At 62.8% G+C, this 25,265-nt stretch carries 30 protein-coding genes, 1 pseudogene and 1 riboswitch; of the genes and pseudogenes, 23 read left to right on the top strand and 8 right to left on the bottom strand.

What is annotated here, in order from left to right:
* Positions 1-261 precede the first annotated feature (261 nt).
* The 8 genes from LAQ73_RS16755 (at position 262) to LAQ73_RS16720 (ending at position 6,707) form a co-directional block, all read left to right on the top strand.
* Complete coding sequence (locus LAQ73_RS16755) at positions 262-783, top strand: gamma carbonic anhydrase family protein (RefSeq protein ID WP_224270837.1); 522 nt, start codon at positions 262-264, stop codon at positions 781-783.
* A 144-nt stretch (positions 784-927) separates the two neighbouring features.
* Positions 928-1,572 (top strand): helix-turn-helix domain-containing protein, encoded by a 645-nt coding sequence (locus LAQ73_RS16750; protein ID WP_224270836.1) that lies wholly within the window; start codon positions 928-930, stop codon positions 1,570-1,572.
* A gap of 103 nt (positions 1,573-1,675) precedes the next feature.
* On the top strand, positions 1,676-2,038 hold the full coding sequence (locus LAQ73_RS16745; RefSeq protein WP_224270835.1) for a group I truncated hemoglobin: 363 nt from the start codon (positions 1,676-1,678) through the stop codon (positions 2,036-2,038).
* 150 nt (positions 2,039-2,188) lie between these two features.
* On the top strand, positions 2,189-2,821 hold the full coding sequence (gene thiE / locus LAQ73_RS16740; RefSeq protein WP_224270834.1) for a thiamine phosphate synthase: 633 nt from the start codon (positions 2,189-2,191) through the stop codon (positions 2,819-2,821).
* Complete coding sequence (gene thiM / locus LAQ73_RS16735; RefSeq protein WP_224270833.1) at positions 2,818-3,648, top strand: hydroxyethylthiazole kinase; 831 nt, start codon at positions 2,818-2,820, stop codon at positions 3,646-3,648. Before thiE ends, thiM begins: the two co-directional genes overlap by 4 nt.
* Positions 3,648-4,376 carry an SDR family NAD(P)-dependent oxidoreductase gene (locus tag LAQ73_RS16730; protein ID WP_224270832.1) on the top strand — a complete coding sequence of 243 codons (729 nt, stop codon included), beginning with the start codon at positions 3,648-3,650 and terminating at the stop codon, positions 4,374-4,376. Before thiM ends, LAQ73_RS16730 begins: the two co-directional genes overlap by 1 nt.
* Positions 4,373-5,206 (top strand): bifunctional hydroxymethylpyrimidine kinase/phosphomethylpyrimidine kinase, encoded by an 834-nt coding sequence (gene thiD / locus LAQ73_RS16725; RefSeq protein ID WP_224270831.1) that lies wholly within the window; start codon positions 4,373-4,375, stop codon positions 5,204-5,206. Before LAQ73_RS16730 ends, thiD begins: the two co-directional genes overlap by 4 nt.
* Before the next feature lie 634 nt (positions 5,207-5,840).
* On the top strand, positions 5,841-6,707 hold the full coding sequence (locus tag LAQ73_RS16720) for a TraB domain-containing protein (RefSeq protein WP_224270830.1): 867 nt from the start codon (positions 5,841-5,843) through the stop codon (positions 6,705-6,707).
* Positions 6,708-7,144: 437 nt separating this feature from the next.
* On the opposite strand, the gene LAQ73_RS16715 is transcribed toward LAQ73_RS16720, so the two are convergent.
* Positions 7,145-8,635 carry an aldehyde dehydrogenase family protein gene (locus tag LAQ73_RS16715; protein WP_224270829.1) on the bottom strand — a complete coding sequence of 497 codons (1,491 nt, stop codon included), beginning with the start codon at positions 8,633-8,635 and terminating at the stop codon, positions 7,145-7,147.
* An 84-nt stretch (positions 8,636-8,719) separates the two neighbouring features.
* Here LAQ73_RS16715 and LAQ73_RS17715 point away from each other — a divergent pair, with 84 nt between their 5' ends.
* Positions 8,720-9,178, top strand: coding sequence for a MarR family winged helix-turn-helix transcriptional regulator (locus tag LAQ73_RS17715; RefSeq protein WP_317988518.1), 459 nt, complete (start codon positions 8,720-8,722; stop codon positions 9,176-9,178).
* 49 nt (positions 9,179-9,227) lie between these two features.
* Here LAQ73_RS17715 and LAQ73_RS16705 read toward each other — a convergent pair whose 3' ends face one another.
* The gene (locus LAQ73_RS16705; RefSeq protein ID WP_224270827.1) at positions 9,228-9,665 is read right to left on the bottom strand and encodes a TRAM domain-containing protein; all 438 of its coding nucleotides are present in this window, start codon (positions 9,663-9,665) and stop codon (positions 9,228-9,230) included.
* Positions 9,666-9,867: 202 nt separating this feature from the next.
* Here LAQ73_RS16705 and fer point away from each other — a divergent pair, with 202 nt between their 5' ends.
* The 7 genes from fer (at position 9,868) to LAQ73_RS16670 (ending at position 15,301) form a co-directional block, all read left to right on the top strand.
* Positions 9,868-10,578 carry a ferredoxin Fer gene (gene fer, locus LAQ73_RS16700; protein WP_224270826.1) on the top strand — a complete coding sequence of 237 codons (711 nt, stop codon included), beginning with the start codon at positions 9,868-9,870 and terminating at the stop codon, positions 10,576-10,578.
* A 240-nt stretch (positions 10,579-10,818) separates the two neighbouring features.
* Positions 10,819-11,235, top strand: coding sequence for a Rieske (2Fe-2S) protein (locus tag LAQ73_RS16695; RefSeq protein WP_224270825.1), 417 nt, complete (start codon positions 10,819-10,821; stop codon positions 11,233-11,235).
* Positions 11,236-11,530: 295 nt separating this feature from the next.
* Positions 11,531-12,769 (top strand): ABC transporter substrate-binding protein, encoded by a 1,239-nt coding sequence (locus LAQ73_RS16690; protein WP_224270824.1) that lies wholly within the window; start codon positions 11,531-11,533, stop codon positions 12,767-12,769.
* On the top strand, positions 12,762-13,667 hold the full coding sequence (locus LAQ73_RS16685; RefSeq protein WP_224270823.1) for an FAD-dependent oxidoreductase: 906 nt from the start codon (positions 12,762-12,764) through the stop codon (positions 13,665-13,667). The genes LAQ73_RS16690 and LAQ73_RS16685 overlap by 8 nt, the downstream gene beginning before the upstream one ends.
* Positions 13,668-13,787: 120 nt before the next feature.
* Positions 13,788-13,958 carry a hypothetical protein gene (locus LAQ73_RS16680; protein WP_224270822.1) on the top strand — a complete coding sequence of 57 codons (171 nt, stop codon included), beginning with the start codon at positions 13,788-13,790 and terminating at the stop codon, positions 13,956-13,958.
* Complete coding sequence (corA, locus tag LAQ73_RS16675) at positions 13,955-14,941, top strand: magnesium/cobalt transporter CorA (protein ID WP_224270821.1); 987 nt, start codon at positions 13,955-13,957, stop codon at positions 14,939-14,941. Before LAQ73_RS16680 ends, corA begins: the two co-directional genes overlap by 4 nt.
* Positions 14,942-15,001: 60 nt before the next feature.
* Positions 15,002-15,301 carry a hypothetical protein gene (locus LAQ73_RS16670; protein ID WP_224270820.1) on the top strand — a complete coding sequence of 100 codons (300 nt, stop codon included), beginning with the start codon at positions 15,002-15,004 and terminating at the stop codon, positions 15,299-15,301.
* Between the two features lie 33 nt (positions 15,302-15,334).
* Here LAQ73_RS16670 and LAQ73_RS16665 read toward each other — a convergent pair whose 3' ends face one another.
* Positions 15,335-15,865 carry a SprT-like domain-containing protein gene (locus LAQ73_RS16665; protein ID WP_224270819.1) on the bottom strand — a complete coding sequence of 177 codons (531 nt, stop codon included), beginning with the start codon at positions 15,863-15,865 and terminating at the stop codon, positions 15,335-15,337.
* Positions 15,866-16,096: 231 nt separating this feature from the next.
* Here LAQ73_RS16665 and LAQ73_RS16660 point away from each other — a divergent pair, with 231 nt between their 5' ends.
* Positions 16,097-16,534, top strand: a complete 438-nt coding sequence (locus LAQ73_RS16660; protein WP_224270818.1) for an arsenate-mycothiol transferase ArsC — start codon at positions 16,097-16,099, stop codon at positions 16,532-16,534.
* Positions 16,535-16,547: 13 nt separating this feature from the next.
* Here LAQ73_RS16660 and LAQ73_RS16655 read toward each other — a convergent pair.
* Positions 16,548-16,686 (bottom strand): annotated as a pseudogene (locus LAQ73_RS16655) (RNA-guided endonuclease InsQ/TnpB family protein); the annotation flags it as partial.
* Positions 16,687-16,795: 109 nt separating this feature from the next.
* Here LAQ73_RS16655 and LAQ73_RS16650 point away from each other — a divergent pair.
* The 4 genes from LAQ73_RS16650 to LAQ73_RS16635 all read left to right on the top strand — a co-directional run bounded on the left by LAQ73_RS16650 (position 16,796) and on the right by LAQ73_RS16635 (position 20,714).
* Entirely contained in the window at positions 16,796-17,479 is a 684-nt protein-coding gene (locus LAQ73_RS16650) for a haloacid dehalogenase type II (protein ID WP_224270817.1), read from the top strand.
* Between the two features lie 139 nt (positions 17,480-17,618).
* Positions 17,619-19,157 carry a lamin tail domain-containing protein gene (locus LAQ73_RS16645; RefSeq protein ID WP_224270816.1) on the top strand — a complete coding sequence of 513 codons (1,539 nt, stop codon included), beginning with the start codon at positions 17,619-17,621 and terminating at the stop codon, positions 19,155-19,157.
* Entirely contained in the window at positions 19,157-19,453 is a 297-nt protein-coding gene (locus LAQ73_RS16640; RefSeq protein ID WP_224270815.1) for a DUF3006 domain-containing protein, read from the top strand. Before LAQ73_RS16645 ends, LAQ73_RS16640 begins: the two co-directional genes overlap by 1 nt.
* A gap of 103 nt (positions 19,454-19,556) precedes the next feature.
* Entirely contained in the window at positions 19,557-20,714 is a 1,158-nt protein-coding gene (locus LAQ73_RS16635) for an MFS transporter (RefSeq protein WP_224270814.1), read from the top strand.
* 65 nt (positions 20,715-20,779) lie between these two features.
* On the opposite strand, the gene LAQ73_RS16630 is transcribed toward LAQ73_RS16635, so the two are convergent.
* Positions 20,780-21,853 carry a DUF7972 family membrane protein gene (locus LAQ73_RS16630; RefSeq protein ID WP_224270813.1) on the bottom strand — a complete coding sequence of 358 codons (1,074 nt, stop codon included), beginning with the start codon at positions 21,851-21,853 and terminating at the stop codon, positions 20,780-20,782.
* Positions 21,854-22,177: 324 nt separating this feature from the next.
* Between LAQ73_RS16630 and LAQ73_RS16625 the strand changes: the two genes are divergently transcribed.
* Together LAQ73_RS16625 and LAQ73_RS16620 are read left to right on the top strand one after the other, a co-directional pair.
* Positions 22,178-22,576, top strand: a complete 399-nt coding sequence (locus tag LAQ73_RS16625; RefSeq protein ID WP_224270812.1) for a hypothetical protein — start codon at positions 22,178-22,180, stop codon at positions 22,574-22,576.
* 92 nt (positions 22,577-22,668) lie between these two features.
* Entirely contained in the window at positions 22,669-22,857 is a 189-nt protein-coding gene (locus LAQ73_RS16620) for a DUF4177 domain-containing protein (RefSeq protein WP_224270811.1), read from the top strand.
* A gap of 86 nt (positions 22,858-22,943) precedes the next feature.
* On the opposite strand, the gene LAQ73_RS16615 is transcribed toward LAQ73_RS16620, so the two are convergent.
* From LAQ73_RS16615 to LAQ73_RS16605, 3 genes are all read right to left on the bottom strand, one after another.
* Positions 22,944-24,293: a cytochrome P450 gene (locus tag LAQ73_RS16615; RefSeq protein WP_224270810.1), complete on the bottom strand. Its 1,350-nt coding sequence runs from the start codon at positions 24,291-24,293 to the stop codon at positions 22,944-22,946.
* A gap of 86 nt (positions 24,294-24,379) precedes the next feature.
* Positions 24,380-24,742: a fluoride efflux transporter CrcB gene (gene crcB / locus LAQ73_RS16610; RefSeq protein WP_224270809.1), complete on the bottom strand. Its 363-nt coding sequence runs from the start codon at positions 24,740-24,742 to the stop codon at positions 24,380-24,382.
* Positions 24,739-25,134: a CrcB family protein gene (locus LAQ73_RS16605; RefSeq protein WP_224270808.1), complete on the bottom strand. Its 396-nt coding sequence runs from the start codon at positions 25,132-25,134 to the stop codon at positions 24,739-24,741. Before LAQ73_RS16605 ends, crcB begins: the two co-directional genes overlap by 4 nt.
* 9 nt (positions 25,135-25,143) lie before the next feature.
* Positions 25,144-25,212: riboswitch (Fluoride riboswitch) on the bottom strand.
* Positions 25,213-25,265 lie beyond the last annotated feature (53 nt).

Raw genomic sequence — 25,265 nt, 5'->3', positions numbered from 1 at the left:
AACTACCCGGCGAACTCTCGGTTTCCGCGAGTCGCCACAGGAGCCTCACCGCCGAGCGACAATCCGCGGTCGGCCCTTCTCCGGTGACCACTGGTCGACCCATCACGGGCGATTGGACCACCACCGCCTTGGGCATCTCTCAGGAGCGTTAGTCCCGGTCGCCTTTCGCCCCTCCTTTCCACCCTCGCCACTCTCTCTTTCTTTCGTCATCGGCGTCTCGTCGGGTGAACGGCTTTACCCGTCGGTTCTGTCCACACCCCTATGCCCGACAGACGCCACTACAGTTTCGAGGGAGTCGAACCGGAGATCCACGAAGACGCCGACGTGAGCCGCGAGTCGACGCTCGTCGGCGACGTGGTCGTCGACGCCGACGCCAGCGTCTGGCCCGGCGTCGTCCTCCGCGGCGACATCGGACCGGTCAGAATCGGCCGCGAATCACACATCGGCGACAACGCCGTCGTCCACGCGTCGACGGTCGGCGACCGGGTGATGGTCGGCCACGGCGCGGTCATCAACGAGGCGACGGTCGAAGAAGGGTCGCTCGTCGGATTCAACTCGACGGTGAACACCGGCGTCCGCGTCGGCGCGGGGAGCGTCGTCGCCGCGGGTGCGGTGATACCCGAACAGTACGACATCCCCGCCGAGTCGTTCATCCGTGGCGTCCCGGCCCGCGTCACGCCGCTCTCCGAAGAGCAGATCAGCGCCGAGGAGATTTTCTCCACGTACTCTTCCGGCGAGTACGGTAACTTGGTCGACAGACACGACGAACTGTTCGACGAGTAGCGACCGCTGGCCTTCGCGTCCCGACGAATGCGAGGTGAACGAAGATCCATCGCAGGTGTAGCTGTGTATCGACACGTCTCTAACAGTCGCGACGTAAGAGATGTTTCACGGTCGACTTATACCGAGCAGGCCCTCCTTCGAGCTATGGACGGCGGAATCCACGCACAGACCGCAGTGAGCGGTGTCGAAGGGTGTCCCGCCGCGTCTATGAGCGAGAACTTCGAGATCGAGTCCGTCGTCGTCGACCGACGGACGGAGTCCCGAGGCGGTGCCGTCGTGGGCGACGTCACCGTCGACCGGACGGCCGCCGAGGAAGGAACGCTCGAGGACGTAGAGCGGGTGTTCGCCGACGAGACACGGTCGGTGTATCGGTTCGTGAATCGGGCTGGCGACTGTCCCTGCGGTCGCATCCCCGACCACGATTGTCCCGTTCGGGAAGTTCGCGCCGACTCGGGGTCGCTCTCTCTGTCGTTTATCGCGCCAAACGTGCGGACGCTACAGTCGATAGTCACCGACCTTCAGGCCTGCTGCGACACGGTGCGAGTACAACGGCTGACGCAGTCGACCCCGACTGCTCGACGGCGACTCCTGTTCGTGAATCGTCAGGCGTTCACCGACCACCAGTACGAAGTGCTGCAAACGGTCCACGAGATGGGGTACTTCGCCCGTCCGAAACGAGCGGACTCGGCGGCGGTCGCGTCGGAACTGGGAATTTCAGTGGCGACGTTCAGCGAGCATCTCGCCGTCACCCAAGAGAAACTCCTCGACCAGTTGCTGACTACTCACTAAAACGTAGCGCACACCGTGCGGCTCAATCTTGCGGATTAAATAAAAACCCGAGTGTCTTAGCGGGAATCCATATCCGTCCGTCGGACGAAGTGACGACCACTCGATGTCCGAATCCATGTACCGAAGAATCGGTGGGAAAGACGCCGTCGAAGACGTTGTGGACGACCTCTACGACCGTGTACTTGCGGACGATCGACTCGTCGAGTTCTTCGAGGGAATGGAGATGGAACGGCTCCGGGCCCACCAAATCCAGTTCATCAGTTCGGTCGCCGGTGGGCCGGTCGAATACACCGGCGACAACATGCACGAAACGCACGCCCACCTCGACATCGACGAGGCGGAGTTCGACGCCGTCGGCGTCCATCTCGAACGAGCATTGCGCGAAAACGGCGTCGGTGACGACGATATCGAGCGTATCATGGACGAAGTCGTCGCGCTGAAGGACCCGATAGTCGGACGACTCTGACCGTACCGACTGACCGAAGACGCCGAAAATCCTCACCGATTTTTCTCGAATCCGCGTTCCGCGGCGGCGTGTCTCGCCCCCCTCGACATCGGATAGCAAGGGTTTTGTCGACCCGTACATCACCTGCGAATACTACCAATGAATACTCCGATGAACACGTACCTGGTCACGCAGGCGAACTTCTCTGCGGGACGGTCTAGCGAGACGGTGGTCCGCAAAGCAATCGAGGGCGGCGTTGACGTCGTCCAACTGCGGGAGAAACAGACGAGCGCGCGGGAACGGTACCGGCTCGCGCGGGTGCTGCGCAACCTGACGGCCGAAGTGGGAATCCCGTTCGTCGTCAACGACCGCGTCGACATCGCCGTCGCCGCCGACGCCGACGGTGTCCACCTCGGCGACGACGACCTCCCCGTCTCGGCCGCACGGGCACAGCTCGGCGAGAATGCGCTCGTCGGCCGGTCGGTGTCGACCGTCGCAGAGGCGCGGCGAGCGGTCGAAGCGGGGGCGGATTATCTCGGCGTCGGTGCCGTGTTCTCCACGTCTTCGAAAGACGTCTCCGAGGAGGAGTCGAACATCGGCGTCGAGACCGTCGCGGCCATCGCGGACGCCGTTGACGTTCCGTTCGTCGCAATCGGCGGCATCACGGCGGAAAATGCGAGCGACGTCGTCGAAGCCGGTGCGGACGGGGTCGCGGTGATCTCCGAGATAACCGGCGCGTCGGACCCGGCGACGGCGACGCGCCGACTCGCTTCGGCCGTCGAAGCCGGGAGGCAGGCACGATGACCGACGGGTCCCGCTTCGACGTAGCCGAGGCGCTCTCGGCCGTCGAAGCAGACGCACCGCTCATCAACGCGTTGACGAACGAGGTCACGGTCAACGACGTTGCGAACGTTACGCTCCACTGGGGCGGCCTGCCGGTCATGTCCGACGACACGCGGGAGGTCGCCGACATGGTGGCGATCGCCGACGGCTGTCTGTTGAACATGGGAACCGTGAGCGAACGCGGCGAGACGGCGATGCTGACCGCCGGTCGCGCCGCCAACGACGAGGACGTCCCGGTCGTCGTCGACCCCGTCGGTGTCGGTGCGACGCCGACGCGTTCGGCGGTCGCAGACCGTCTCGTCACCGAGCTTGACGTCACGGTCGTCAACGGCAATCACGCCGAAATCACCGCGCTCGCCGGCGAAGACGCAGAGGTGAGAGGCGTCGAGTCGGTCGGCGAGTACGCCGACATCGCGGAGACGGCAATCGCGTGCGCCCGGCGCACCGAGGCGGTCGTCGTCGCCTCGGGCGAAAGGGACGTCGTCGCCGACGCCGAGCGGGCGTACGAAGTCGAGGTCGGAGACCCGATGATGGGCACCGTCGTCGGCACCGGCTGTATGCTCGGCGCGACGCTGGCGGTGTTCGCCGCCGCGATAGCGGACCCGCTCCGAGCGGCGCTCGCGGGAACCGCGGCGTACGGGCTCGCGGGTGAACGGGCAGCTGCAGGGGAGTACGGCGAGTACGAAGGACCGGCAAGTTACAAGATCGCGTTCCTCGATTCGGTCGCCGGGATGGCTGACGACGCCGAATTCGACCCGTCGGACCGCGTTCGGGAGGCGACGACCTGATGGGGGTCGTCGTCACAGGCGGCACCGGCGGCATCGGAAGCGCCGTCGTGGAGACGCTCACGGAGGAGGACGTCGTGTTCTCCTATCTGACCGACGGCGAGGCTGCCGACGCGCTCGTGGACGACGCGCCGGAAGGCTCGGAGCGAAGCGCGTTCCACATGAACGTCACCGACGCCGATTCGGTCGCGTCGTTCTTCGACGCAGCGACCAACCGACTCGACGATATCGACGCCGTCGTCCACACCGTCGGCGTCGTCGACCCGGCGACGATAGAGGACTCGACGGACGCACAGTGGTCTCGCGTCGTCGAGACGAACCTGGTCGGGTCGTACCGCGTCGCACAGGCGGCGGTTCCGCATCTGCGTGTCTCCGCGGGGTCGCTCGTCTTTCTCTCCAGCATCGGCGGCACCGCCGGGACCGTCGACACGAGTTACGCGGCGAGCAAATCGGGACTTCACGGTCTCGTTCGCGCGTTAGCGAGGGAACTGGGTTCCGACGGAGTTCGAGTGAACGCCATCGCTCCCGGCCCGGTCGACACGTCGATGAACGACGTCATCGTCGACTACCTGGAGTCGACCGACTTCCTGGGCCACGAGAACCTCGACACCCACCACCCCGACTACGCGTGCTCGCCCGAGGAGATCGCGCGCGCCGTTCGCTATCTCCTCGACAGTTCCTTCGCGCAGGGCGAGATTCTCAACGTCAACGGAGGGATGCAGTTTCGATGACGTCCACGGAACCCGTCCCGGAGTCACCGACGAAGCGACCGTACGCGCTGACTATCGCCTCCAGCGACTCCGGCGGCGGCGCGGGGATACAGGCCGACCTGAAGACGATGACCCGACTGGGCGTGTACGGGGGGTCCGTCGTCGTCGCGGTTACCGCACAGCACACCCGCGGCGTCGACTCGACGTACGTTCTTCCCGACGAAGAGATTCGTGCGCAGTTCGAGGCGGTCGCAGGCGACTTCGACGTCGGAGCGATCAAACTGGGGATGCTCGCGACGGCGTCGGCGGTGGAAACTGTCGACGACTGCCTTCGTGCGTACGACAGCCCGGTCGTTCTCGACCCAGTGATGGTCGCCACTTCGGGTGACCAACTCCTCGAAGACGACGCCGTCGACGCGTACACCCGCCTGTTCGAGCGAGCGACGCTTCTCACGCCGAACGCCGACGAAGTAGCGCGTCTTACCGGCGTGTATCCGGACGACGAGCGGTCGAGAGCGGAGGCCGCCGAGACGCTGTTCGGCTGGGGTGCCGACGCTGTCCTGTTCAAAGGTGGCCACGTCGATACCGGTGCGGGCACCGTTCGAGATACGCTCGCCACTCCCAACCGGGTCGTCGAGTTCACGAATCCACGCATACGGACCGAACGAACGCACGGGTCCGGATGTACGCTCTCGAGTGCGATCGCGTCTCGGCTCGCGCACGGAGACGAGTTGTCGACGGCCGTCGAACGAGGTATCGCGTTCACCCACGCCGCGATCGCCCGCCCCGCCGACGTCGGGAGCGGACCCGGAAGCGTCGACCACCTCGTCGATTCCACCCATTGGGACTGAAACTCCCGCTGACTCGTTCGCGGTGGGGTGGCATCGTTCGTAAAGTCTAACGATTGACAATATCTAAAGCGGTGCCGGTAGTACGTCAACGTGGTTGTCGGTGCTGTCTCTTACGAGCGGTGGGGGACAGGCGAGGTGGGAGTCGTCTGTCGCGCCGACAACCACGCCGGTAGGGGACCGGCTTGCCCGTCTCTGGGGACGACGGCCGCGGTGACCGCGGCCACCGCGTCCCGTCGTTTACTCGGGTTCGGCGGCGAAACGTAGTCGGACTGCCGAACGAAAATGCTCGAAAGACATTTGTATCGGATGCCTAATTCTGAGGTGTTGGGAACACTCCCTCGATACGCACTCTCTCACTGACACACCACACAACCCGCGTTGCGGAGGTTCCCACACTTCTTACCGACCGACGTGCTCCGGTAGCGGCCGCCACGTCCTCAATCCAGGAGTTCGAAGTACCGATGCAGCGCGGTGTAGCGGTTCCGAAGCCGGATTCCGGCGATTCCGAGGTTCCGATGATTCCGACAGTGCTCTCGATTTGACCCGCCTTCGGACAATTCTACCTCCCCGGACCGGCGTATCGGCGTCCCGTGATGCGAATACTCTTGAATCGAGACGCCCAAACGACGAGAGAATGGTCCACGCGAACGACGACACCGGAACGGTAGTACTCGTCGGGACGGTTCACGTCACCGAAGAGAGCGGCGAGAACGTTCGTCGAGCGATCGAGCGACACGATCCCGACGTCGTCACCGTCGAACTCTGTTCGATGCGCCTGCGGCACCTGTACGCGCCGAACACGACGAGACAGAAACTCCGCAACCTCGCCGAGAGCTACCGCTCGCTCTCGCGTTCGGGATTCGCGCTCAACGTGCTGTTCAAACTCTCCCAGCAGTCGTACAACGACGACACCGGCGTCGACAGAGACGACCGCGATATGTTCGCTGCTATCGATGCCGCCGAGTCGTCGGGACGACGAATCGCGGCTATCGACCGGCCTATCGAAGAGACGCTCGACGAACTCGCGGCGGTGACTCGCTCCGGTGTAAACGACGCCTACGCGTCGACGAGACGCCGACTCGACCAAGCCTTCGAGGGCGAGTGGGGCGAGTTGGCTTCGGGGATCCTCGTCAACGGGACCGAACCGGCTACTGGTCTGGCGCACCTGCTCGGACTCCACTTCTGGTACGGCACGCTGACCGCGGACGGCCCGGCGGCAAAGGCGGCCGTCATGGAACGCCTCTCGCCGAAGCAGGTGGCGTCGTTCCAAGAGGCCCTCGAACGCATCGCCCCCGAGTTCGTCCGCGTGATGATCCGAGAACGCGACGCGTACATGGCCCGCCGTCTCGAATATCTGCGTCAGCAGGGCGACGACGTGGTGGCCGTGGTCGGAAAAGCACACGTCGAGGGAATCCGTCGACACTTCGAAGACGGGACCTTTGCTGCCGACGCCGAGAAACCGCCGTTCGTCAGTTTACGGTGTCCGGGCGACGATGGGTGATCGTTCGCTGAAGACCGAGCAACCGAAGACAGGGGTCGAAGAGGATGATATCCTCCATAGCGACGAAATTCGATGGGTGCAGAACGCGGAGGACGATAGACCGTCGATCTGTCCTCCGGGCGTCGAACCTGAGCGTTTTCTGCCGGGGTTCGGCGGAGAATGACAGAAGAAGGTCTCTCTTTGAATGCTTCGAGTTCCTGAACGATTTTGGCGTAGAGGTTCGCAGCACAGTACCAGACCTCCTCGCCACTCTTCTGAAGGCTTAATTGGATAATCTTCAGCTATGAGGAGAAAGTCACCAGTTTCTAACTCCTCAACTTGCTATGCAGGTGCGGAAAGGGAACGTAGTTCTGCACGGGATTGAACGCGTTACTTCTCGTACTCACGTGTGTACAATGTGGGCCTCTGAGCTGAGAACGAAGGTAGTACCGCCCTGCTCAGAACGGGTACTCTCGCTCCTCGCGCTGAATCGAGACCCACTTCGTCTCGGTCACCTCGTGGAGGATGGTGTCGCTGTTGTACCCACCCATGCCCGACGCCGCGGTACCGCTGAAGGGGACGTGCGCCTCGTCGTTGATCGGTTGGTCGTTGATGTGGACGTGGCCGGTCTCCATGCGGTCGGCGATGTCCATGGCGGTGCCGACATCGCCGGCGTGGACAGCCCCCGAGAGACCGTGTTCGGTGTCGTTGGCGACCTCGACTGCCTCGTCGACGTCCGAGACGGAGATGACTGGCGCGATGGGCCCGAAGTGCTCGTTGCAGGCGGCGGCCATGTCGTTGGTCACGTCGGATAGCACTGTCGGCGCAACGACCAGCGAGTCGTCCACGCCGTCGACTTCGACCGTCTCGCCGCCGGTTTCGAGCGTCGCGCCCGCCTCGACCGTCTCGTCGACGTAGCCGAGCATCTCCTCGCGCTGGGACTCGTCGATGATGGGTCCGACGACCGTCTCGGCGTCGTGGGCGCTGCCCGCCGTGAGTCCCTCGGCGCGCTCGGTGAGCCGTTCGACGTACTCGTCGTAGATGTCCTCGTGGACGACGTGGCGGTTGATGGAGATACAGACCTGTCCCTGGTGGACGAAACTTCCGAAGGCCGCGCTGTCGACGGCGGCGTCGAGGTCGGCGTCGGCGGTGACGACGTGGGCGTTGTTGCCGCCGAGCTCCATCGCCTGGATGGCGAGGTTCTCGGCGGCGGTGGCGGCGACCTGTCGACCGACCGCGGTCGACCCGGTGAACGCGACCACGTCGCTCTCGGGGTGGCCGGCCACTCGGTCGCCGATGTCCGAACCGCGTCCGGTGACGACGTTCAAGACGCCCTCGGGCAGTCCCGCCTCCTCGAACAGTTTGGCGATGAGGAGTCCGCCGGTGACCGGCGTGTTCGTCGCCGGTTTCAGCACGACGGCGTTGCCGGTCGCGATGGCGGGGGCGACCGCTCGAATCGAGAGGTTCAGCGGGAAGTTCCACGGCGAGATAGCGGTCACGACGCCTTTCGGGATGCGTCGGACGATGTTCTCCTTGCCGGGGATGTTGGAGTCGGCGTGCTGGCCCTTCATCCGGTTCGGGAGCGTCGCCGCCTCGCTCACGTGGTCACGAGTGATCTGCAGCGACGTCTGACCCATAATCTCGGTCCCGCCGGCTTCAGTCGCGAGGAGTTCGACGATTTCCTCCTCGTGCTCGTCGAGGGCCCCGAGTACCTTCTGGACGACCTGTTGGCGTCGCGCCGGTGGCTGGTCGGCCCACTCCTCTTGGGCTTCGGCCGCGGCCTCGTAGGCGGCGTTCACGTCGGACTCGACGCCCGCAGGCACCTCCCACACGGTCTCGCGGGTGGATGGGTCTTCGACGTCGATGGTCTCGCCGCCCTCGGAGTCGACCCATTCGCCGTCGATGTAGAGTGCGTTCCAGTCGGCCCTCGTCGAGATTTCGGTGACCATGTCTCTCCGTACGTTCCTAACGGATAAGTCGCCCGAGCAAGCAGCGAGATGTTCGCGTAGCGACAGAGCTAACCCAGACGGCCGATGACATCGACGTTACCGGGTGACACCGTTGCCGTCGAATCACTATATACTGTGACCACGTACGACTCTCCGTGGCTGGCAACGAGCGAGTATGACACTGCGTCGGCGAAGACCAGTGGTCGGCGAATCGGTAGCCCGTTCCCATTCTCCCCGGACTGCATTCCCAGTCGACTCGCTCGATACCACGACGCGGATAACAAACGCGAACTCCCACCTATGGCACAATCGACACGAAACGCGAGTAACTTTGGCGATCTGACACCCAGCGCAAAGTTAGTTCACATGGTACTGCAGCAGGAATCCCCGCTCACACAGGGCGAACTCATAGACCGGACGGAACTGTCCCCTCGGACGGTCCGAAACGCCCTGAATCGACTGGAGTCTGCGAAGTTAGTGAACAAAGATATCTGTCTCGAAGACGCGCGAAAGCGGGTCTACTCGCTGCAGAGCCCTAACTGACGCAACGGCGGTACTCGAACTGAAGCGACCGGACTGTCGTGTCACCGAACTACTGGTAGTACGCTTCGCGCTCGACGACGGTCGCAAAGCCGACGTTCTCAGTCACCTTTTCGATTTCGACGGTTACGCGTTCGTTCACCTCGGTGTCGGGGACGATGACGACGTACCCGCGTTCGACGCGGGCGATGCCGTCGCCCTGTTCGCCGAGTCCTTCGATATCGACCGTTCGCTGCTCGCCGACTTCGACCGGCGGCGACGGCGACTGAGAGTCGGTCTGACTACCGGTACGGTTCGACGACTCGGCGGTGTCTCGAGTCGCGGCGTAGTCGGTGTCGGCGTTCGTTCCGAGAACCGCCACTCGATACGTCTCGCCGACGGTCACGTCACCCAGTTCGATCTCCTGGTCGGGAAGTTCGATGACGTACGATCCGTTCCGCTCCTCCACCGTTGCAGTGCACAGACACAATAAATTTCCAGAGACGTCCATTTTTTGCTCGTTTCTGCCCGTACGAGTACCTCCATTGTTAATATACTGATTATGCACCCTGACACTGACTTCGCGGTACAGTCGATATCGCGTCGGTCGTGTTTGCACTTCGAGATCGTATTCGGAGGGAGTAGACGACGCGGGGACGCACCGTCTCGCTCCGAGCGAGGGGATTTATACTCGCCATTCCCTAGCGGTAGCCGTGGCATCCCCGTTCGATGTTTTAGAGGTCGACCCGGATGCGGACGACGACGAAATCGAGCGTGCGTACCGCCGACGGGTGAAAGAGGCCCATCCCGACCACGGTGGCTCTGCGAGGGAGTTCCAGCTGGTCTACACCGCCTACCGGCAGGTGATGGCGGGCAACACCGACGCCGAACTCGAAGTCGCGTCGACGAACCAATCCGACGAGAGTGAAACGGTCGCCGGGACGGAGTCGGCGGACGGCCCCTCCACGTCCGACCCCGAGGCGGCGGAACCCGAAGAGACGGGGTCGAAAGTCGAGTTTCTCAACTACGAGACGCTCGCAGACCACGGGTGGCAGATCGACGACGACAATCTCTTCGAGAAAGCCTCGGAGGCCGACCTCGACCCGGAGGACCACGGCCGGTTCTTCGTCGGTCCCCGTGAGAACCTTCTCGAAGCCGCCGAGAACCGCGGCTTCTCGTGGCCGTACTCCTGTCGAGGCGGCGCGTGTGCGAACTGCGCTATCGCCGTCGTCGACGGCGCAGTCGAGATGCCGTCGAACCACATTCTGCCGCCGTCGATGACCGACAACGGCATCCAACTCTCCTGTATCAGCAGCCCCGTCACCGACGAGATGAAAGTCGTCTACAACGTCAAGAGCCTCCCCGGCCTCGACGAACTTCGTCTGCCTTCGGACCCGTTCGACAACGCGCAGTTGAACGATTGAGTTTTTCCTCCGGCATCGGCTGGTCTACGTACCGCGCGCAGAACTCCTCGAAGCGGTACTTCGGGTGCGTCGCTCGATAGCTCCGCGCCCGAGTGACGGGACCGTCCGGTCTCGAAAGCGGAGCGTCACCGACGCCGTCGACGACGTTGCGGAACGTGTGTTGGACCCTCGGCGGACCGGTATACCTCTCGCCCCCAGAAACTCGGGTTTATTTGCTCGTTTGAGGGGTACGTGAAGACGATGGTCGACGGAACCCGAATCGCCAGCGTCGAAGACGTTCCCTCTCCGGGGTCGTACCTGTTCACCGCCGAAGACGCGTTCACCAACGAACGCGAAGTGATCCTCGTCCACTGCGAGCGAGACCCCGGTATCGAGGCGTGGATAAACAACTGCACGCATGAGAATCAGCGACTCGACCGAGGGTCGGGCGCTGCGATGCGTAACAGCGAGATAGTCTGTCCGAAACACGGGTCGATGTTCGACACCTGTTCGGGGGCCTGCGACAACGGCGAGGCCGCGGGAACGACGCTCCCGGGAGTCGAAATCGCCATCGTAGACGGCGAAGTGTTTCTCACCGACGACAACTACAGCTACCTCCACGACGGCGGTATCGAGGACGACGAGGGCCCCGACTCGACGTCTCACATCGGATTCTAAACGGCGGTGTCACCGAACGGTGGATCCGGTGAAACGTTGGATAGTCCGCGAGTGTGTGACCAGCGACGGTCATCAAGATACCAGTTGGAAACCCCGCCAGACGATATTTGAGTTGTACTGCATGGGCATCGACGTGGAAACGATACGGCAGGTCGTCTACGAGAATCCGCGGCGCGTACTCGGCGAGGCGTAAGCGGACACTCGCCGTCAACGAAGCGGATGCTCGACGACACACCGTCTTTTAGGCCAACCAAAACTCCGGAACTGTTATTAATGTTTAGGCAAGCCTAAATTCATGAGACGGAACACGGAGGCTCATCGCAGCCCGACCCGCCGCGAATACGTCAAGTACGGCGGTACGGTACTCTTCGGTGGACTCCTCGCGGGGTGTACTGGAGACTCCACATCCGACGCCGAACCGGCGAACGCCGAGAATCAGACACAGACTGCAGGGACGGAACCGGCGGCCACGACCGCCGAAGGCGGTTCGTATACGGTGTCGATGTCGCCGGTCGGCGAAGTCACGTTCGAGTCGCCGCCCGAAACGGTGTTCACTCGGCTCACTCATCACGCGGACATGGCCTTCGCACTCGGCCGTGGCGACGGGGTCACCGCGATGCACGCGCCCGACTACTACGATGCGCTCTGGAACCAGTTCGTCGAGCGACTGCCCGGCGTCTCTCTCGATTGGTCGGGGCTGTACTCCTCGTGGGAGCCGACGAAAGAGAAACTGTACGAACTCGACAACGACGTACATCTCGCCGATCCTGCGTCAGTGTTCCAGCTCGGGAGCTGGAGCATGGCCGACATAGAAGAGATTCGCGATACCATCTCGCCGTGGTTCGGGAACTCGCTGAGCGACCGCCATCAGGACCCACCCACGGAGTGGGCCGACAGGTACCAGTACTACGGACTGTGGGAACAGTTCGAGAAGGTCGCGCAGGCGTTCAAGGAGGAAGCTCGGTTTCGAGCGCTCGACTCGGTTCGCCAAGAGATGTTGAACACGTTTGCGGACGGACTCCCGGCAGCGTCGGAGCGGCCGACGGTCGTAATGGTCGGTGCGAGCGACCTCGAACAGGATATCTACGCGTACACGCTGGACAATCCCGGATTTCTAACCGCCCACACGCGGCCGCTCGGTCCCCACGACGCGTTCGACGGCACCGTCGAATCCGGCTCGACAGTCGACTTCGAGACGCTGCTGGAAGCCGACCCGGATGTGATGCTGTTCCTCGGCGGAATGCAGCCGGGGACGAGTATGCCCGACCTCCGGTCGACGCTCGAATCACACCCCGTCGGGTCCGAAATCACGGCTGTGAAAAACGGCCGTCTCCACCCTCAAGGAGCGCGCTATCAGGGCCCTATCCTAAATCTATTCCAGCTCGAGATGACGGCCAAACAGCTGTATCCGGAGCAGTTCGGTACCTGGCCGACCTACGAAGACGGTCCGTACCCTGAAATCCCCGAAGACGAGCAGTTGTTCGACCGCCAGCGAGTCGCGGACGTTATCAACGGAAACGTCGGCGATGAGTGACACTGAGACGTCGGCGGTCCAGTCCGACGACTGCGACTACGACGTCGTCGTCGTCGGTGGCGGCCCGGCGGGCTGTTCGGCGGGCGTCTTCACCGCTCGCTACGGCCTCGACACGCTCGTGTTCGACCGCGGTCGGTCCTCCTTACAGCGGTGCGCACACCTGGAGAACTATCTCGGGTTTCCCGCGGGCATCGGTATCGAGACGCTGTACAGCCTGATGCACGACCACGTCGAAGAAGCCGGGTGCACGCTCGTTTCTGACCTCGTGGAGTCGGTGACTCGGAGAGACGCCGGCGAAGGGTTCGTCGTCGACCCGCAGGAAGGCAACGCCGTCACCGCGAGACGAGTCGTCGCTGCGACGCGGTACGACGGCTCGTATCTTCGACCACTCGACGACGGCATGTTCGTCGAGAGCGAGCACGGCGGCGAGCCCGACGAGGAGTTCGACCGCTCGTACGCCGACGCCGACGGGTCGACGCCAGTCGCGGGTCTGTACGTCACCTCTCCGTCCGAAGAGTCGGACCGACAGGCGATTATCGCCGCCGGTCGCGGTGCCCGCGTCGCACTGACGTTAATCGAGGACCTCCGGCGTGAGCGCGGTTACTTCGGCGACGTCGCAAAACCGTACGATTGGGTCCGTCGGACCGCCGAACTCACCGACGAGTGGGCCGACCCCGAGCGATGGCGCGAGTATCTGGACGCACAGCGACCCGACGAGCACGACGTCGACGCGTCGCGCTGGACCGAGTTACGCGAAGCCGAAATCGAGCGTCGGCTCGATGCGTACGTCTCCGACGAAACGATTGATACGCGGGACGAACGAAGTCAACGTCGACTTCTCGACCACGTCGACGACGAGTTGATTCTGGAACGCGCCCGCGAACTCGACGCGTCCTAACCGGTTCGTCGCCGGACCGACGCTGCCAGAGCACTGCATCGCTACATCGACCGTCGGAAAGGGCCCGTCGAGAAGCATCCACACCGTACGTTCTTTTGTCTTGGTGATTTCGGAGTACGTATGAATCGACGGATACTCGCCGGCCTCTGTCTGTTCGTCGCCGGTGTCGTCGGCTACATCGTCGGCATCTACGTGACGTACCCGGGTCGTGCGTTCTCTCTCACCGCGGTCATGATAGGTATCGCACTTCTCGCAACCGGACGGGCGTCGACCGGGGCAGAGCACACATGAGTCTGCACGCGATGGTGTACACGGCAGACGGCGTCGAGCGCTACGACGATATCGACTCGGCGCTCTCGGCGACCGGCGAGACGTGGGTTCACGCCGACGGCCTCGAGTCGAGCGAGATACAGGCGCTCAAAGATCGCTTCGGCATCCACCAGCTCGCCGTTGAGGACGTTTTACGCGAGCAGACACGGCCGAAAGTCGCAGAGTACGACACTCACTCGTTCGTCTTACTGAAGACAGCACAACTCAGCCAGCGCGACGACATCCAGTTCCACAAAGAGGTCAGAACCCAGCCCGTCGGGTTCTTCATCGGCCAGGAGTGGTTGGTGACGATGTCGACGTCCGACATCGACGTCGTCGACCTCTCGGCGACGCAGTGGACGAGGAACGGTCGTCGGTTCGCGGACAGGGGGACGGACTTTCTCGCCTACCGAATCGTGGACGCGATCGTCGAGCAGTACTACGGCGTGCTCGACGAGATCGAAGACGACATCGAAGCGGTCGAAGAGCGCGTGTTGGAGACGCCCGACCCGCAGATGCTGGGGGTGTTGAACGACGTCCGCCGCGACCTCCTCGCGTTTCGGAAAGTCACCTGGCCCGCCCGCGAAGCGCTCTCGTCGCTCTCTCGGGGAGACATCCCGGAAGTCGCCGAACGGAACGAGAAGTACTTCCGGGACGTCCACGACCAACTCATCCAGGTGGTCGACCTCATCGAGACCTACCGCGACCTCACGAGCGGCTCCAGAGACATCTATCTCAACGCCGTCTCGCAGTCGACGAACGAGGTGATGCGGACGCTCACCGTCGTCGCCACGATCTTCATCCCGCTCACGTTCGTCGTCGGCGTCTACGGGATGAACTTCGCCGACACGCCGTACGCGATGCCGGAGCTCTACTGGACGTACGGCTATCCGGCGACGATGCTCGGAATGGGGCTCCTCGCCGGCATCATGCTCGTCCACTTCCGTCGCCACGGATGGATCTGAGACGCGAGTACGCTGTCATCGACCCCTAACTCTTCGTAGTCGGCGGTCGTCTGTACGCGTATGTCGGTCACAGCTGCACTCGACGATATCGACGACGTGGTGACGGAGACGTTCGACCTACAGACGCGCCGACAAGCGAAGCAGAAGGAGGGTTCGCGGCGAAACGTCTACGAACGGTCGCTGCGCGAGATGCGGCAGGTGGCGGGCACCGGCGAGATGCGGCAGTTGCAGTCGTGGATCGGCGAGTACATCGCGGAGAAAGAGCGGTTCCCGACGAGTCGAGAAGTCAGAAAGGAGGGGGCGAGGATCTGTCGGGAGAACGGCAGCGAGATTCCGACCGGATCGTGGCTCGGGGCGTAGGGTCGACGAAACCTCGCCCGCCTCGGGCGACGGTTATCGCCCCTTTTCCGCATTTTCGATCGCCCGAAGTCCGCCGCCACAGTTGCCGCACCGATACGAGTCGACCTCGTCGACGAGTTTCGACCGTCGGTATCGGGCGAGCTCGGTTCCGCAGGCGTCACAGCGTATCCACCAGTTCGGTTCGGCGAATCGCTCGCAGTGGACGTGCGTGTCGAGTTCGTCAGCGAGTTCCCGAAATCGGTCGCCGTGGGAGCCGTCGCCCGCTTCGTTGAGTAGATGGACGTGGATGAGTTCGTGGCGAATCGTCTCGGCGGTCGCCTCCCACCCGTGCGTCTCGAAGAACTCCCACGTCAGTGAGACGGACTTCGGTACTCCGTCGCGGTAGGTGACCGCACCCGCTCGCCGCTTCGCCCGCTTGCTCACCGTCCACTCCAGGTCACTGACCGAGGCTGTGAGCCCGTAGTGCTCGACGACTTCGCGGGCGTACAGCTTCGAGACGGCGAGAAACTCCGTTACCGACGCCGTTGCGTCTATCGCGTAGTAGGAGGTATCGATGGCGTCCATCTTGTGCGGGAGTCGACCGTGAGCGACTGGGTCGCCGTCGGCGACGTTCGGCCGTAGCTCGGACTCATCGGATAAATCGTTTGTCTACCGCGTTCGCCGCGCTGACCGACGCTGGCCTCGTCCGAAAGCGAAAGGTCGTCGCTGGCGAAAGTACCGGGCGACTACTCAGCTAACAGTGCTCTCTATAGCAATCTTAGCAAGCGTTATTTTAGCAGTTGTTCGAACATCGGTATGAGCGACGCCTCGGTACGGTTCGGGTTTGTGTGCGTGCAGAACGCCGGTCGAAGTCAGATGTCGGCCGCCTTCGCGGAGCGAGAACGGCGACGACGCAACCTCGAAAAACGCGTCGAAATCCTCACCGGCGGGACGATGCCGGCCGACGAGGTCCACCCGGAAGTCGTCGAGGCGATGCAGGAACTGGATATCGACCTGTCGAGTCGCGTCCCTCAGGAAGTCTCCGACGAGGAACTCAACGAGTGCGACGTTGTCGCCACGATGGGCTGTTCGACGCTCGAACTCGACGCAGACGTCGAAGTTCGAGACTGGGATCTCGATGACCCGCACGGTCAGGACGTCGAACGCGTCCGCGAGATTCGAGACGAAATCGAAGACAGAGTCACCGCGCTCTTCGACGAGTACTTCCCGAACGAATCGACGACCGACGATTGAAGCCGGACACTCGTCAGTGAACTACGACTGAAGTCGTGGGCTTGTCAGTGGACCACCTTCTGCCGTCGAATCGACGAAGGCGTTAAAATCGCCGTTCAGATTTAGCGTCCCGACGTTAGCGTACACTGACAGGGTGCACCTCCACTCGAGGACGGACTCCGTCGCGCCGGTCGTCGAGCCGTTCGGAGGACTCACCCGGACTGTCGACCCCGCCGCACACCCTCCGGAGAGCTAAGACGAAGACGACCGTACGGTACCGATATGACGTTTGATGCCGAGCGGGTGTCGACGGTGACGTTCGACTCGTACAGCACGCTGGTAGACGTCGACGCCGCCGAGCAGGCGTTGGCCGAACGGGTCGACGACCCGGAACCGGTATCGAAACTCTGGCGGTCGCGATCGCTCGAATACACGTTCGTCGCTAACCAGACCGACGCCTACCAGCCGTTCTACGAGATGAACAGGGATGCTCTGCAGTACGCGCTCGACGCCTACGACGCCGACATCGGCACCGACGAGCGCGACGAAATTCTCGCGGTGTACCACGAACTGGATGTGTTCGACGACGTCAGAGACGGTATCGAACGGCTGCGCGACGGCGGCTACGACTGCTACGTCGTCTCGAACGGCAACCCGGAGATGCTCGATTCGATGGTCGCCCACGCCGGCATCGGCGACCTCCTGGAAGACACCATCAGTGCCGACGAGATACGGACGTTCAAACCCGCCGCCGACCTGTACAGACACGCCGCGGGCCGGGCTGGAACGCCGATCGACGAGATCGTCCACGTGACCGCCGGCTGGTTCGACGTCATGGGGGCGAAACACGCCGGGATGCAGAGCGCCTGGGTCGACCGCAAGGGGTCGCCGTGGGAGACGTTCGGCGGAGAACCCGATCTCACTATCGAGACGTTCTTCGAGTTGGCAGACGCACTCGACGTCTGAGCGGTCGAATCCAGTCGTTGCGCCTACGATGAACCGGAGCTTGGAGGGGTAACTCCCTGCTCGTTCGTATCTGTACCCAAGAGAGTAGCGTGCGTGGACTATTGTCACGCTTTTTCTCCTGTCACTGCGTGTCAAACATATGTTCACTCGGCGCATCTCTACCGTCTTCGTCGTCGTACTTCTCGTCGTACTGTCGGGTTGCGTTGGTGGTCAGACGGTTGCGCCCTCGGAACCGCGAACCGAATCGGCGTCCGAGGCGGCCGCCGCGTCACAGTCTATCGCCGCGTCGACGGCGAACGGGACGTTGGAGGTCCACTACATCAACGTCGGACAGTCCACGAGTACGCTCGTCGTCACGCCGGAAAACGAGACGATGCTCATCGACTCGGGTGACTGGCGCGACGACGGTCGCTACGTGCTCGCCTATCTCCAATCGCAGAACGTCACCCGGATAGACCACCTCGTCACCTCCCACGCCGACGCCGACCACATCGGTGGACACGCGACCGTCATCGAGTACTACGAAACGCAAGCCGACGGCGTCGGCGCCGTCTACGACCCGGGTATCGCGTCGAGTTCGCGGACGTACGAAGCGTATCTCGACGCGGTTGAGCAGTACGACGTTCCCCTCTACCGGGTCGTCTCGAACGACACGCTCCCGGTCGCGGGAGCGAACGTCTCCGTGCTCGGACCGCCCTCAGAGCCGCTCGCCGGTGGAGAACGAAACGAGAACAGCATCGTCCTGATGGTGACTCACGGCGAACAGCGCTTCCTGTTCACCGCCGACGCCGAATCCGCCGGTGAGGGGTATCTCGTCGAGACGTACGGCGAACAACTCAACGCGACCGTCCTCCAGGCGGGACACCACGGCAGCAGCTCCAGCACGGGCGACGCGCTCCTCAACGCGAGTTCGCCGCAGGTTGCGGTCGTCTCGAGCGCCTACGAGTCGCAGTACGGGCACCCGCACGAAGAGACGCTCGCACGTCTCGGCGAGCGTTCGATTTCGACCTACTGGACCGCCGTCCACGGACACACCGTTCTCACGAGTGACGGGCGTAATCTGACGGTTGCGACGCAGCGAAACGCGACGACGTCGGCGACGGAGTTGCGCACCGCGCCTCCGCTCGAACCCGGAACCAGCGATCCGGTCGTCGAGCGGGTGACGCTCACGGGCGGCGTCTCGGCCACGCCGATGCCGGTGGCGACCGACGGCGGAGTGAGCACGCCGACGGCGGACGAACCCTCGTCTGACGGGTCCAGTTCGTCCGGCGAGACCGAAGAGACGACCGGCGCTTCCGATTCCACCGCGGAGACGGAGACGACTACAGACACCGACGGAGAAACGACTGCCGAGCTGTCTCTCGTGACGGTCCGAGCGGACGCTCCCGGTAACGACCACCAGAACACGAACGGAGAGTATCTAGTTTTCGAGAACACGGGTGACGAACCGCTCGACGTCACGGGATGGACCGTCGAGGACGACGCCGGTCACACGTACACGTTCCCAGCGGGGTTCACGCTCGCTCCCAATGCTCAAGTGACGTTGTACACGGGTGAGGGGTCCAACACCGACTCCGAACTGTACTGGGGGTCCGGCAGCGCCGTCTGGAACAACGGCGGCGATACGATACGCGTAAGCGACGACGCCGGGACGGTAGTATTAGAGGAGCGTTACTGATGGACGAATCCACACTACTCGTCGTCGACCGCTTCGAGGGGGACGACGCCGTACTGTTGGTCGAAGAAGACGGCGAACTCGTCGACGAACTCGTGTTACCGACGGCGATGCTGCCGACTGACGGCCAACATCAGGATGCGATTTTCTCGCTCGGGCGTCCGGACGATACGCGCGTCGAACTCCGGTACGACGCAGAGATGACCGGCGAACGACGCCAATCTGCACAGAACCGTTTCGACCAACTCTCCCAACGTCTGCCCGAGGAAGACCCTGACGGAGACTCCGACGAATTCTGAATGGGCGAGAGCGGAATCGGTGGCAGGACCGAATTGCGCGAATCGTTACCGTAGAACTTCCGGAAACGGAAACCTTGAGGCTTCCTACGGAAAACCAGAACCTGTGTCTCGTGCTCGTCTCTTCGGCTCTCTGTGTGGCCTCGTCTTTCTGCTCAACCTCGCCAGAATCGTCTTCGCACCGCTATTGGACGTATTTATCGCCGAATTTTCGATTGGAGAGGGGACCGCCGGGCTCATCGTCACGCTCGCGTGGGTCGGAAGCGCGTCGCTCCGACTGCCGACCGGGTGGCTGTTGACCAAAGTTCCGAGACATCACATCGTCGTCGTCTCCGGCGTCATTCTCGCGCTGTCGTCGGCGTTCGCGGCTACCGCGACGACGATTCCGCATCTCATGGTCGGCGCGTTTCTGATGGGCATCGCCTCCGGCGTGTACTTCGTCTCGGCGAACCCGCTGTTGAGCGAACTGTATCCGCAGCGGGTCGGCCGCGTCATCGGCATCCACGGCGTAGCGAGTCAGATTGCGGCGGTGATAGCCGCCCCGCTGGTCGCGCTCACGTTGCTCGTCGACTGGCGACTCTCGCTGTGGGCGATCGCCGCCGGCGCGGCGGTGGTGACCGCCTACACGTGGATTGCCGCGAGTCGCATCGACATGCCGACGGCGGGGCAGGCGGACCGTGACTTCATCGCCGGCGCGCTCTCGGAGTGGCGTATCATCGTCACGTCGCTGGCAATCGTCGGTGCGGCGGTGTTCGTCTGGCAAGGGCTGTTCAACTTCTACGAGTTGTACATGCAGGCGAAGGGCCTCTCGGACGGGGCGGCGGGAGCGATGTTGGCTATCGTGTTCGCCGCGGGCGTACCGGCGTTCTTCGTCGGAGGCGACCTTGCCGACCGATTGCCGCAGATTCCGTATCTGCTCGGCGTCGTCGGTGTGTTCGCCGCCTGCGTGTACCTGTTGACGATAGTGGAGGGACTGCTGGTCGTGGGCGTCGTCACGTGTCTCCTCGGATTCGTCGCTCACGCCGTGTTCCCGGCGGTGGACACGTATCTCCTCGACACGCTTCCGGACTCCACGCGGGGGAGTGCCTACGCCGTGTTCAGTTCGGTGTGGATGCTGACGCAAGCGCTCGGCTCGTCCGCGGTCGGGACGCTAATCGAGCGAGGCTACACCTACGATACGGTGTTTGCGAACGCCGCAGTCGCACTCGGGCTCAGTATCCTCGTTCTCGTAGTGTTCGAGCGCGCAGGTCGGCTCCCGAGCTAATCTCTCTCGGCGATTCTCGAAGAATCGATTTCGGTCGGTGCGACGCTGACAGGCGGAGTCGCCGGTCAGCGCTGTGAGTCCCGGAGGATGAACGGACCGATGGCGAGTGTCCGCTTTGCGATTGTCGCGATGCGGGCGATGTACGAGATGAGCAGGAGGAACGGCATCGACGTGATGGCAAACGCGGCCGACGTCCACCAGATGAGGTTCGGAACGCCCAGCGTTCCGCCGGGGAGCGCGTTTCCGCCCAGATACGTCGTAGTGAATCCGGCGACGATGAGCGCCGGCACCGAGAGATAGAGGATGTTCTGCGAGAGGCTGATGAGTTCCCACTCGAAGTACAGCGTCTTGATGTGTTCGCGAGCGGGACCGAACATCGTCAACGAGGTCTTCAGTTCGTCGAGAATCGACATCGTCTCCGGCGAGAGCGTGTCGACGTAGTCGTCTGCGAGACGCTCGACCTGGAATATTTTCCAGGCGTAGTTGTAGTCCAGCGCCGCCGAAACGACAGTGTAGGTGCCAAACGTGCGGCCTTCGAGTTTGTCTGCTGCGGCGTCGGCGTTGCCGATGAGGCTGTTCGTGAACTCGTCGACTTCCTCGCGGAGTTCGTCGTTGTCGGTACCGGAGACCGATTTGCGGAGTTGCTCGGCGTACGCTTTGCTCTGGAGGACGAGCGCGCGAAGGAACGCCGACGGGTCCGCGGGCGTTGGCGAACCGATTATCTCTTCGGTGTACTCGCGGAAGTCCATCGTGTCGCTCATGCGCCTCCGCTGGTCACCGAGCGGGCCGTTCTCTTGGGAGATGACGATCTGCGTGATCGTCAATACCAGCGTGACGCCGGTGATGATGGCGCTTATCATCGTCGAGAACAGCGTCTCAAGGGTGTCCTGGTTCTGTACGTCCGTGAGGAAGTGCCGATAGAACTGCGTCCCGCCGAAGACGAAGACACTGAAGATCAACATGGCGAGCAAGCCCGTGACGACGAGGCGGGAACCCTCGAGCACCACCCACATCTTGATTTTCGTCTCGCCGCTGCGCTGTCGCATCGTGTTCGCGGTGCTGATGTCTTCACCGACGGTGAGGTTGAAGTTCGGGTCTTCCTCCTGCGTGTCGATGTTGTCTGAGGTGTCGTCGCTCATCGAGACGATACCCGCAGAACGTTCGAGTCAGCTATCACATATCCCGATACGCTCGTCTGGACGTCCTCTCGGAGGAGCGAGGGGGGGTTCGGCTTCGGGGGAGTCGGTATCGAATCCCACGACCGATGGTCGAAGGAGGGTCGACAGCCGACAACCGAACGGCGCTTGGCTGTTTGGTTCATCTGTAGATACCGTATCGACAGCGTCCCTCCACTTGAGTTTGCGTCCAAAAGGTTCACGTCGGCCGGAGATTTTGTACCTGCCGACTCACTGTGGGCCACCGGAGCCACTGCTGTAATAACGATTCCTGAACTACTCGTAGGTATGGAGTATTCAACAGTGTGGCGACGACGGCTCGCACTTCTCAGTTTGGCGCTTCTCGTCTGTAGTGGCTGTCTCACCGTCTCACCCACGGTGAGTCCGCAGTCGAGCGATCCGACCGTCTTCGCAAACGTCTCGACGACCGACCACTGGGGAACGTCGTCGATAGACGCATCGGTGACGTTGACTCCCACGGCGACGACAGAACGCGGCGTCACGAAAGTGGGGGTGATCTCCGAGAGCGGCGAGTCGTTCTACACGACGACGGTCGACACCGGACAGACGGACGTCTCGGTGGTACTGCCGACCAACCAGACGGCACAGATTTACGCCGTCAACACCGTCAACGGAACTGTCGTCGCCCGACAGAACGTGACTGTCGGCGGGTCGACGTATCCGTGACGGCCCGGTCCGGCGTGACTCGATACATCGGCCATCGCCTCCGTTCGAGGTGAGGCCCATCTTTAGGAGCGTCTGCGTTCTATCCATCACACATGAGCCGAGACACCGCCCGCTTCGAGTACGAGAGTCTTCGAGTTCCGCGTGAGGCGACGAAGAAGGAGTCCGCCGATCCAAAGGAAGATTTGAACGAGTACGCGGCCGATGGTTGGCGACTCGTCGAGACGATCGAATACGTCGGCGGCGGTACGAAGTTCCTCATTCTCGAACGGCCCATTCAATGAACACGTCTAGTGTACTCGATGGATGAACACACTGAACATTACATGGCCATCGAGTTACCGATAGCGAATCCTCGATTTTCCAACGGCTATTGCCGCTCGTGAACCGTCACGAGGATATCTTCTTTCGGACGCGAAGTCACCGTGGGGATGACCTCGATAGTCCGACTGGAAACGAGTTCGAGGTGGAACTGTTGGTACATCATCGCCAGTATCAAGCGGGCTTCCAGCATCGCAAATCGGTCACCGATACAGCGCCGCGGCCCGGCGGCGAAGGGGAAGTACGCCAGTCGTGGTAACGATCGCTCGAACTCGCCGGTCCACCGTTCCGGGTCGAACGCGAGCGGGTCGTCGTACCACCGGGCGTCGCGGTGGACGACCCACTGGTTCAGCATGATCTTCGATTGCGGCGGGACGCGGTAGCCGCCGAGGACGTCGGTGTCGACGGACTCGCGAACGATGCGAGGCACCGGCGGGTACAGCCGCATTGACTCTTTGATTATCTGTTCGGTGTAGGTCAGCTCCGGCAGGTCGGCCATCGTCGGCCGCTCACCGCCGAGTACGCGGTCGAGTTCCGCGACCAGTTTCGCCTCGGTCTGGGGGTGCTGCGAGAGCAAGAACGCGGTGTAGGTCATCGAAACGGCAGTCGTCTCGTGACCGGCGGTGAGAAGCGTAATCGCCTCGTCTCGGATCTGTTTCTCCGCGAGCGGCTCTCCGTCTTCGTCGCGCGCCGCGAGAAGCATCGAGATGACGTCGTGTTCACCGGGAGTTCGCTTCTTTTGCCGAATGATATCGTCGACGACACGGTCGAGCGTGTCGCGGGCGTTCGCCATCCGCCGACGCGAGGGAAGCGGTACGTCCTCCGGAAGCAGTACGTTCGGCAGGCTAGCCGTCGCGGGCAGGAACGCCTCGATCGCCGCTTCGATTTCGTCGACGTACTCGTCTATGTCGACGCCGAACAGCGCCTTCGTGACGATTCGGAGGGTGAGTTCCATCATCTCCTCGTGAATGGAGTACGCCTCTCCGTCCGTCCACCCGTCGAGCATCTTCCCGGTGAGGTCGGTCATCATCTCCGAGTAGACCTGAATCCGATCGGGGTGAAACGACGGTTGGACCAGGCGGCGGTTCCGTCGCCACGTCTCGCCTTCGCTGTTCAAGATTCCGTTGCCCGTCAGCGGCCCCAGAATCTTCTGGAACTCGTCGCCCTTCTCGTAGTTCTGGTTGTTGTGGACGAGAACGCGTTCGATATCGTCGGGATGGTTGAGTTGGTAGACGTGACCGGTCGGGTCCTCCCAGTGGACGACGTCACCGTACTCACGTGCCATCCGTTCGCTGAACGTCAGCCCACCGCGAATCGAGGCGATGGCAGACCCGACGACCGGGAACCCGTCGGGGCCAGGGGGGTGTTCGCCGGTCGCGGGTTGTGAGTTGGAGGTCATTGATCGTCTCTCTGCGCGTGACCCTCTTCGGTCTTTTTCAACTAGCACCGAGTCTGGGGAAGTTTACTTCTGGAGACGGGCGAGACTCAGCCGAGTACCCAAACGAGAGCCCACGCGATACCGAGTGCGAGGCCTGCCCCGAGCAGGTTTGCGCCGGCGTTTCCGACCGCCCGGAGACGGTCACCCGTCTCCCAGAGTCGAACGGTCTGCACCGAGAACGACGAGAACGTCGTAAACGATCCGCAGACACCGGTCCCGAGCAGCAATAGCGCAGTCGAATCCGTGCCGAGGAACGTGGCGAAGCCGAGTAGAAAGGTACCGAGCACGTTCACGGTGAGCGTTCCCAGCGGAAACGACTCGGAGTCGACGGCTCGGCTGACGTACTGTCGAAGCAACGCACCGATGGCCCCGCCGGTGCCGACGAGATGGGCGGGGTCGACCTCCATCACCGCGACCACCGCCGGTCGACGGACCGAGCCATCTGTCGCCCGACGAGGACGCCGGAGAACCCGAGCGCGTAGTTGGCGACGACGTTCGCAACGAGCCACAGCGGCGGTGCCTGCGCGGACTGGAGCGCGAACGTGCTGTAGGTGGTGAACGAGGAGAGAAAGCCCGTCGAGACGACGACACGGGTCTCCTTCGCTAAGATACCCGAGTACAGCGTCTCGTACAGAATGAACCCGAGGACCGTACTCCCGACCACGTTGACGACGAGCGTTCCGAGCAGTCCCGGCAAAGCGAGGTCCGCGAAGTATCGAAGGTTCGACCCGGCGAACCCGCCGATTGCGACGAGTGTGAGCGATTCGAGCCGGACGAGCGGATGGCGAGTAGCCTCTGACATAGATGACGCTGACGAGAAGGAGTCATCAGCCGACGAGTTCGGCGGTTGGGTCAGGCAGACTCCATTGCCCGAGTTACGGCCACGAGTCGCGTTCGGGGCGATAAATAGCTGTTGGAGTGTCGGACCCGCCA

The organism is Haloprofundus salinisoli (assembly GCF_020097815.1).
Classification (GTDB): Archaea; Halobacteriota; Halobacteria; order Halobacteriales; family Haloferacaceae; genus Haloprofundus; species Haloprofundus salinisoli.
The sequence above is the reverse complement of the archived record's forward strand: the minus strand, read 5'-3'. Positions and strand labels throughout refer to the sequence as shown.

Bases quoted from the DNA above. Each gene is read 5' to 3' on its own strand.
- LAQ73_RS16695 (WP_224270825.1), top strand. From the start codon at position 10,819: ATGGTCGACGGAACCCGAATCGCCAGCGTCGAAGACGTTCCCTCTCCG.
- LAQ73_RS17715 (WP_317988518.1), top strand. From the start codon at position 8,720: ATGACATCGACGTTACCGGGTGACACCGTTGCCGTCGAATCACTATAT.
- thiM (WP_224270833.1), top strand. From the start codon at position 2,818: ATGACCGACGGGTCCCGCTTCGACGTAGCCGAGGCGCTCTCGGCCGTC.
- LAQ73_RS16660 (WP_224270818.1), top strand. From the start codon at position 16,097: ATGAGCGACGCCTCGGTACGGTTCGGGTTTGTGTGCGTGCAGAACGCC.
- LAQ73_RS16745 (WP_224270835.1), top strand. From the start codon at position 1,676: ATGTCCGAATCCATGTACCGAAGAATCGGTGGGAAAGACGCCGTCGAA.
- LAQ73_RS16625 (WP_224270812.1), top strand. From the start codon at position 22,178: ATGGAGTATTCAACAGTGTGGCGACGACGGCTCGCACTTCTCAGTTTG.
- LAQ73_RS16690 (WP_224270824.1), top strand. From the start codon at position 11,531: ATGAGACGGAACACGGAGGCTCATCGCAGCCCGACCCGCCGCGAATAC.
- LAQ73_RS16640 (WP_224270815.1), top strand. From the start codon at position 19,157: ATGGACGAATCCACACTACTCGTCGTCGACCGCTTCGAGGGGGACGAC.
- LAQ73_RS16645 (WP_224270816.1), top strand. From the start codon at position 17,619: ATGTTCACTCGGCGCATCTCTACCGTCTTCGTCGTCGTACTTCTCGTC.
- LAQ73_RS16670 (WP_224270820.1), top strand. From the start codon at position 15,002: ATGTCGGTCACAGCTGCACTCGACGATATCGACGACGTGGTGACGGAG.
- thiE (WP_224270834.1), top strand. From the start codon at position 2,189: ATGAACACGTACCTGGTCACGCAGGCGAACTTCTCTGCGGGACGGTCT.
- LAQ73_RS16630 (WP_224270813.1), bottom strand. From the start codon at position 21,853: ATGAGCGACGACACCTCAGACAACATCGACACGCAGGAGGAAGACCCG.
- LAQ73_RS16650 (WP_224270817.1), top strand. From the start codon at position 16,796: ATGACGTTTGATGCCGAGCGGGTGTCGACGGTGACGTTCGACTCGTAC.
- thiD (WP_224270831.1), top strand. From the start codon at position 4,373: ATGACGTCCACGGAACCCGTCCCGGAGTCACCGACGAAGCGACCGTAC.
- LAQ73_RS16620 (WP_224270811.1), top strand. From the start codon at position 22,669: ATGAGCCGAGACACCGCCCGCTTCGAGTACGAGAGTCTTCGAGTTCCG.
- LAQ73_RS16685 (WP_224270823.1), top strand. From the start codon at position 12,762: ATGAGTGACACTGAGACGTCGGCGGTCCAGTCCGACGACTGCGACTAC.
- LAQ73_RS16665 (WP_224270819.1), bottom strand. From the start codon at position 15,865: ATGGACGCCATCGATACCTCCTACTACGCGATAGACGCAACGGCGTCG.
- LAQ73_RS16730 (WP_224270832.1), top strand. From the start codon at position 3,648: ATGGGGGTCGTCGTCACAGGCGGCACCGGCGGCATCGGAAGCGCCGTC.
- LAQ73_RS16750 (WP_224270836.1), top strand. From the start codon at position 928: ATGGACGGCGGAATCCACGCACAGACCGCAGTGAGCGGTGTCGAAGGG.
- LAQ73_RS16705 (WP_224270827.1), bottom strand. From the start codon at position 9,665: ATGGACGTCTCTGGAAATTTATTGTGTCTGTGCACTGCAACGGTGGAG.
- LAQ73_RS16755 (WP_224270837.1), top strand. From the start codon at position 262: ATGCCCGACAGACGCCACTACAGTTTCGAGGGAGTCGAACCGGAGATC.
- LAQ73_RS16715 (WP_224270829.1), bottom strand. From the start codon at position 8,635: ATGGTCACCGAAATCTCGACGAGGGCCGACTGGAACGCACTCTACATC.
- LAQ73_RS16680 (WP_224270822.1), top strand. From the start codon at position 13,788: ATGAATCGACGGATACTCGCCGGCCTCTGTCTGTTCGTCGCCGGTGTC.
- corA (WP_224270821.1), top strand. From the start codon at position 13,955: ATGAGTCTGCACGCGATGGTGTACACGGCAGACGGCGTCGAGCGCTAC.
- LAQ73_RS16605 (WP_224270808.1), bottom strand. From the start codon at position 25,134: ATGTCAGAGGCTACTCGCCATCCGCTCGTCCGGCTCGAATCGCTCACA.
- LAQ73_RS16720 (WP_224270830.1), top strand. From the start codon at position 5,841: ATGGTCCACGCGAACGACGACACCGGAACGGTAGTACTCGTCGGGACG.
- LAQ73_RS16615 (WP_224270810.1), bottom strand. From the start codon at position 24,293: ATGACCTCCAACTCACAACCCGCGACCGGCGAACACCCCCCTGGCCCC.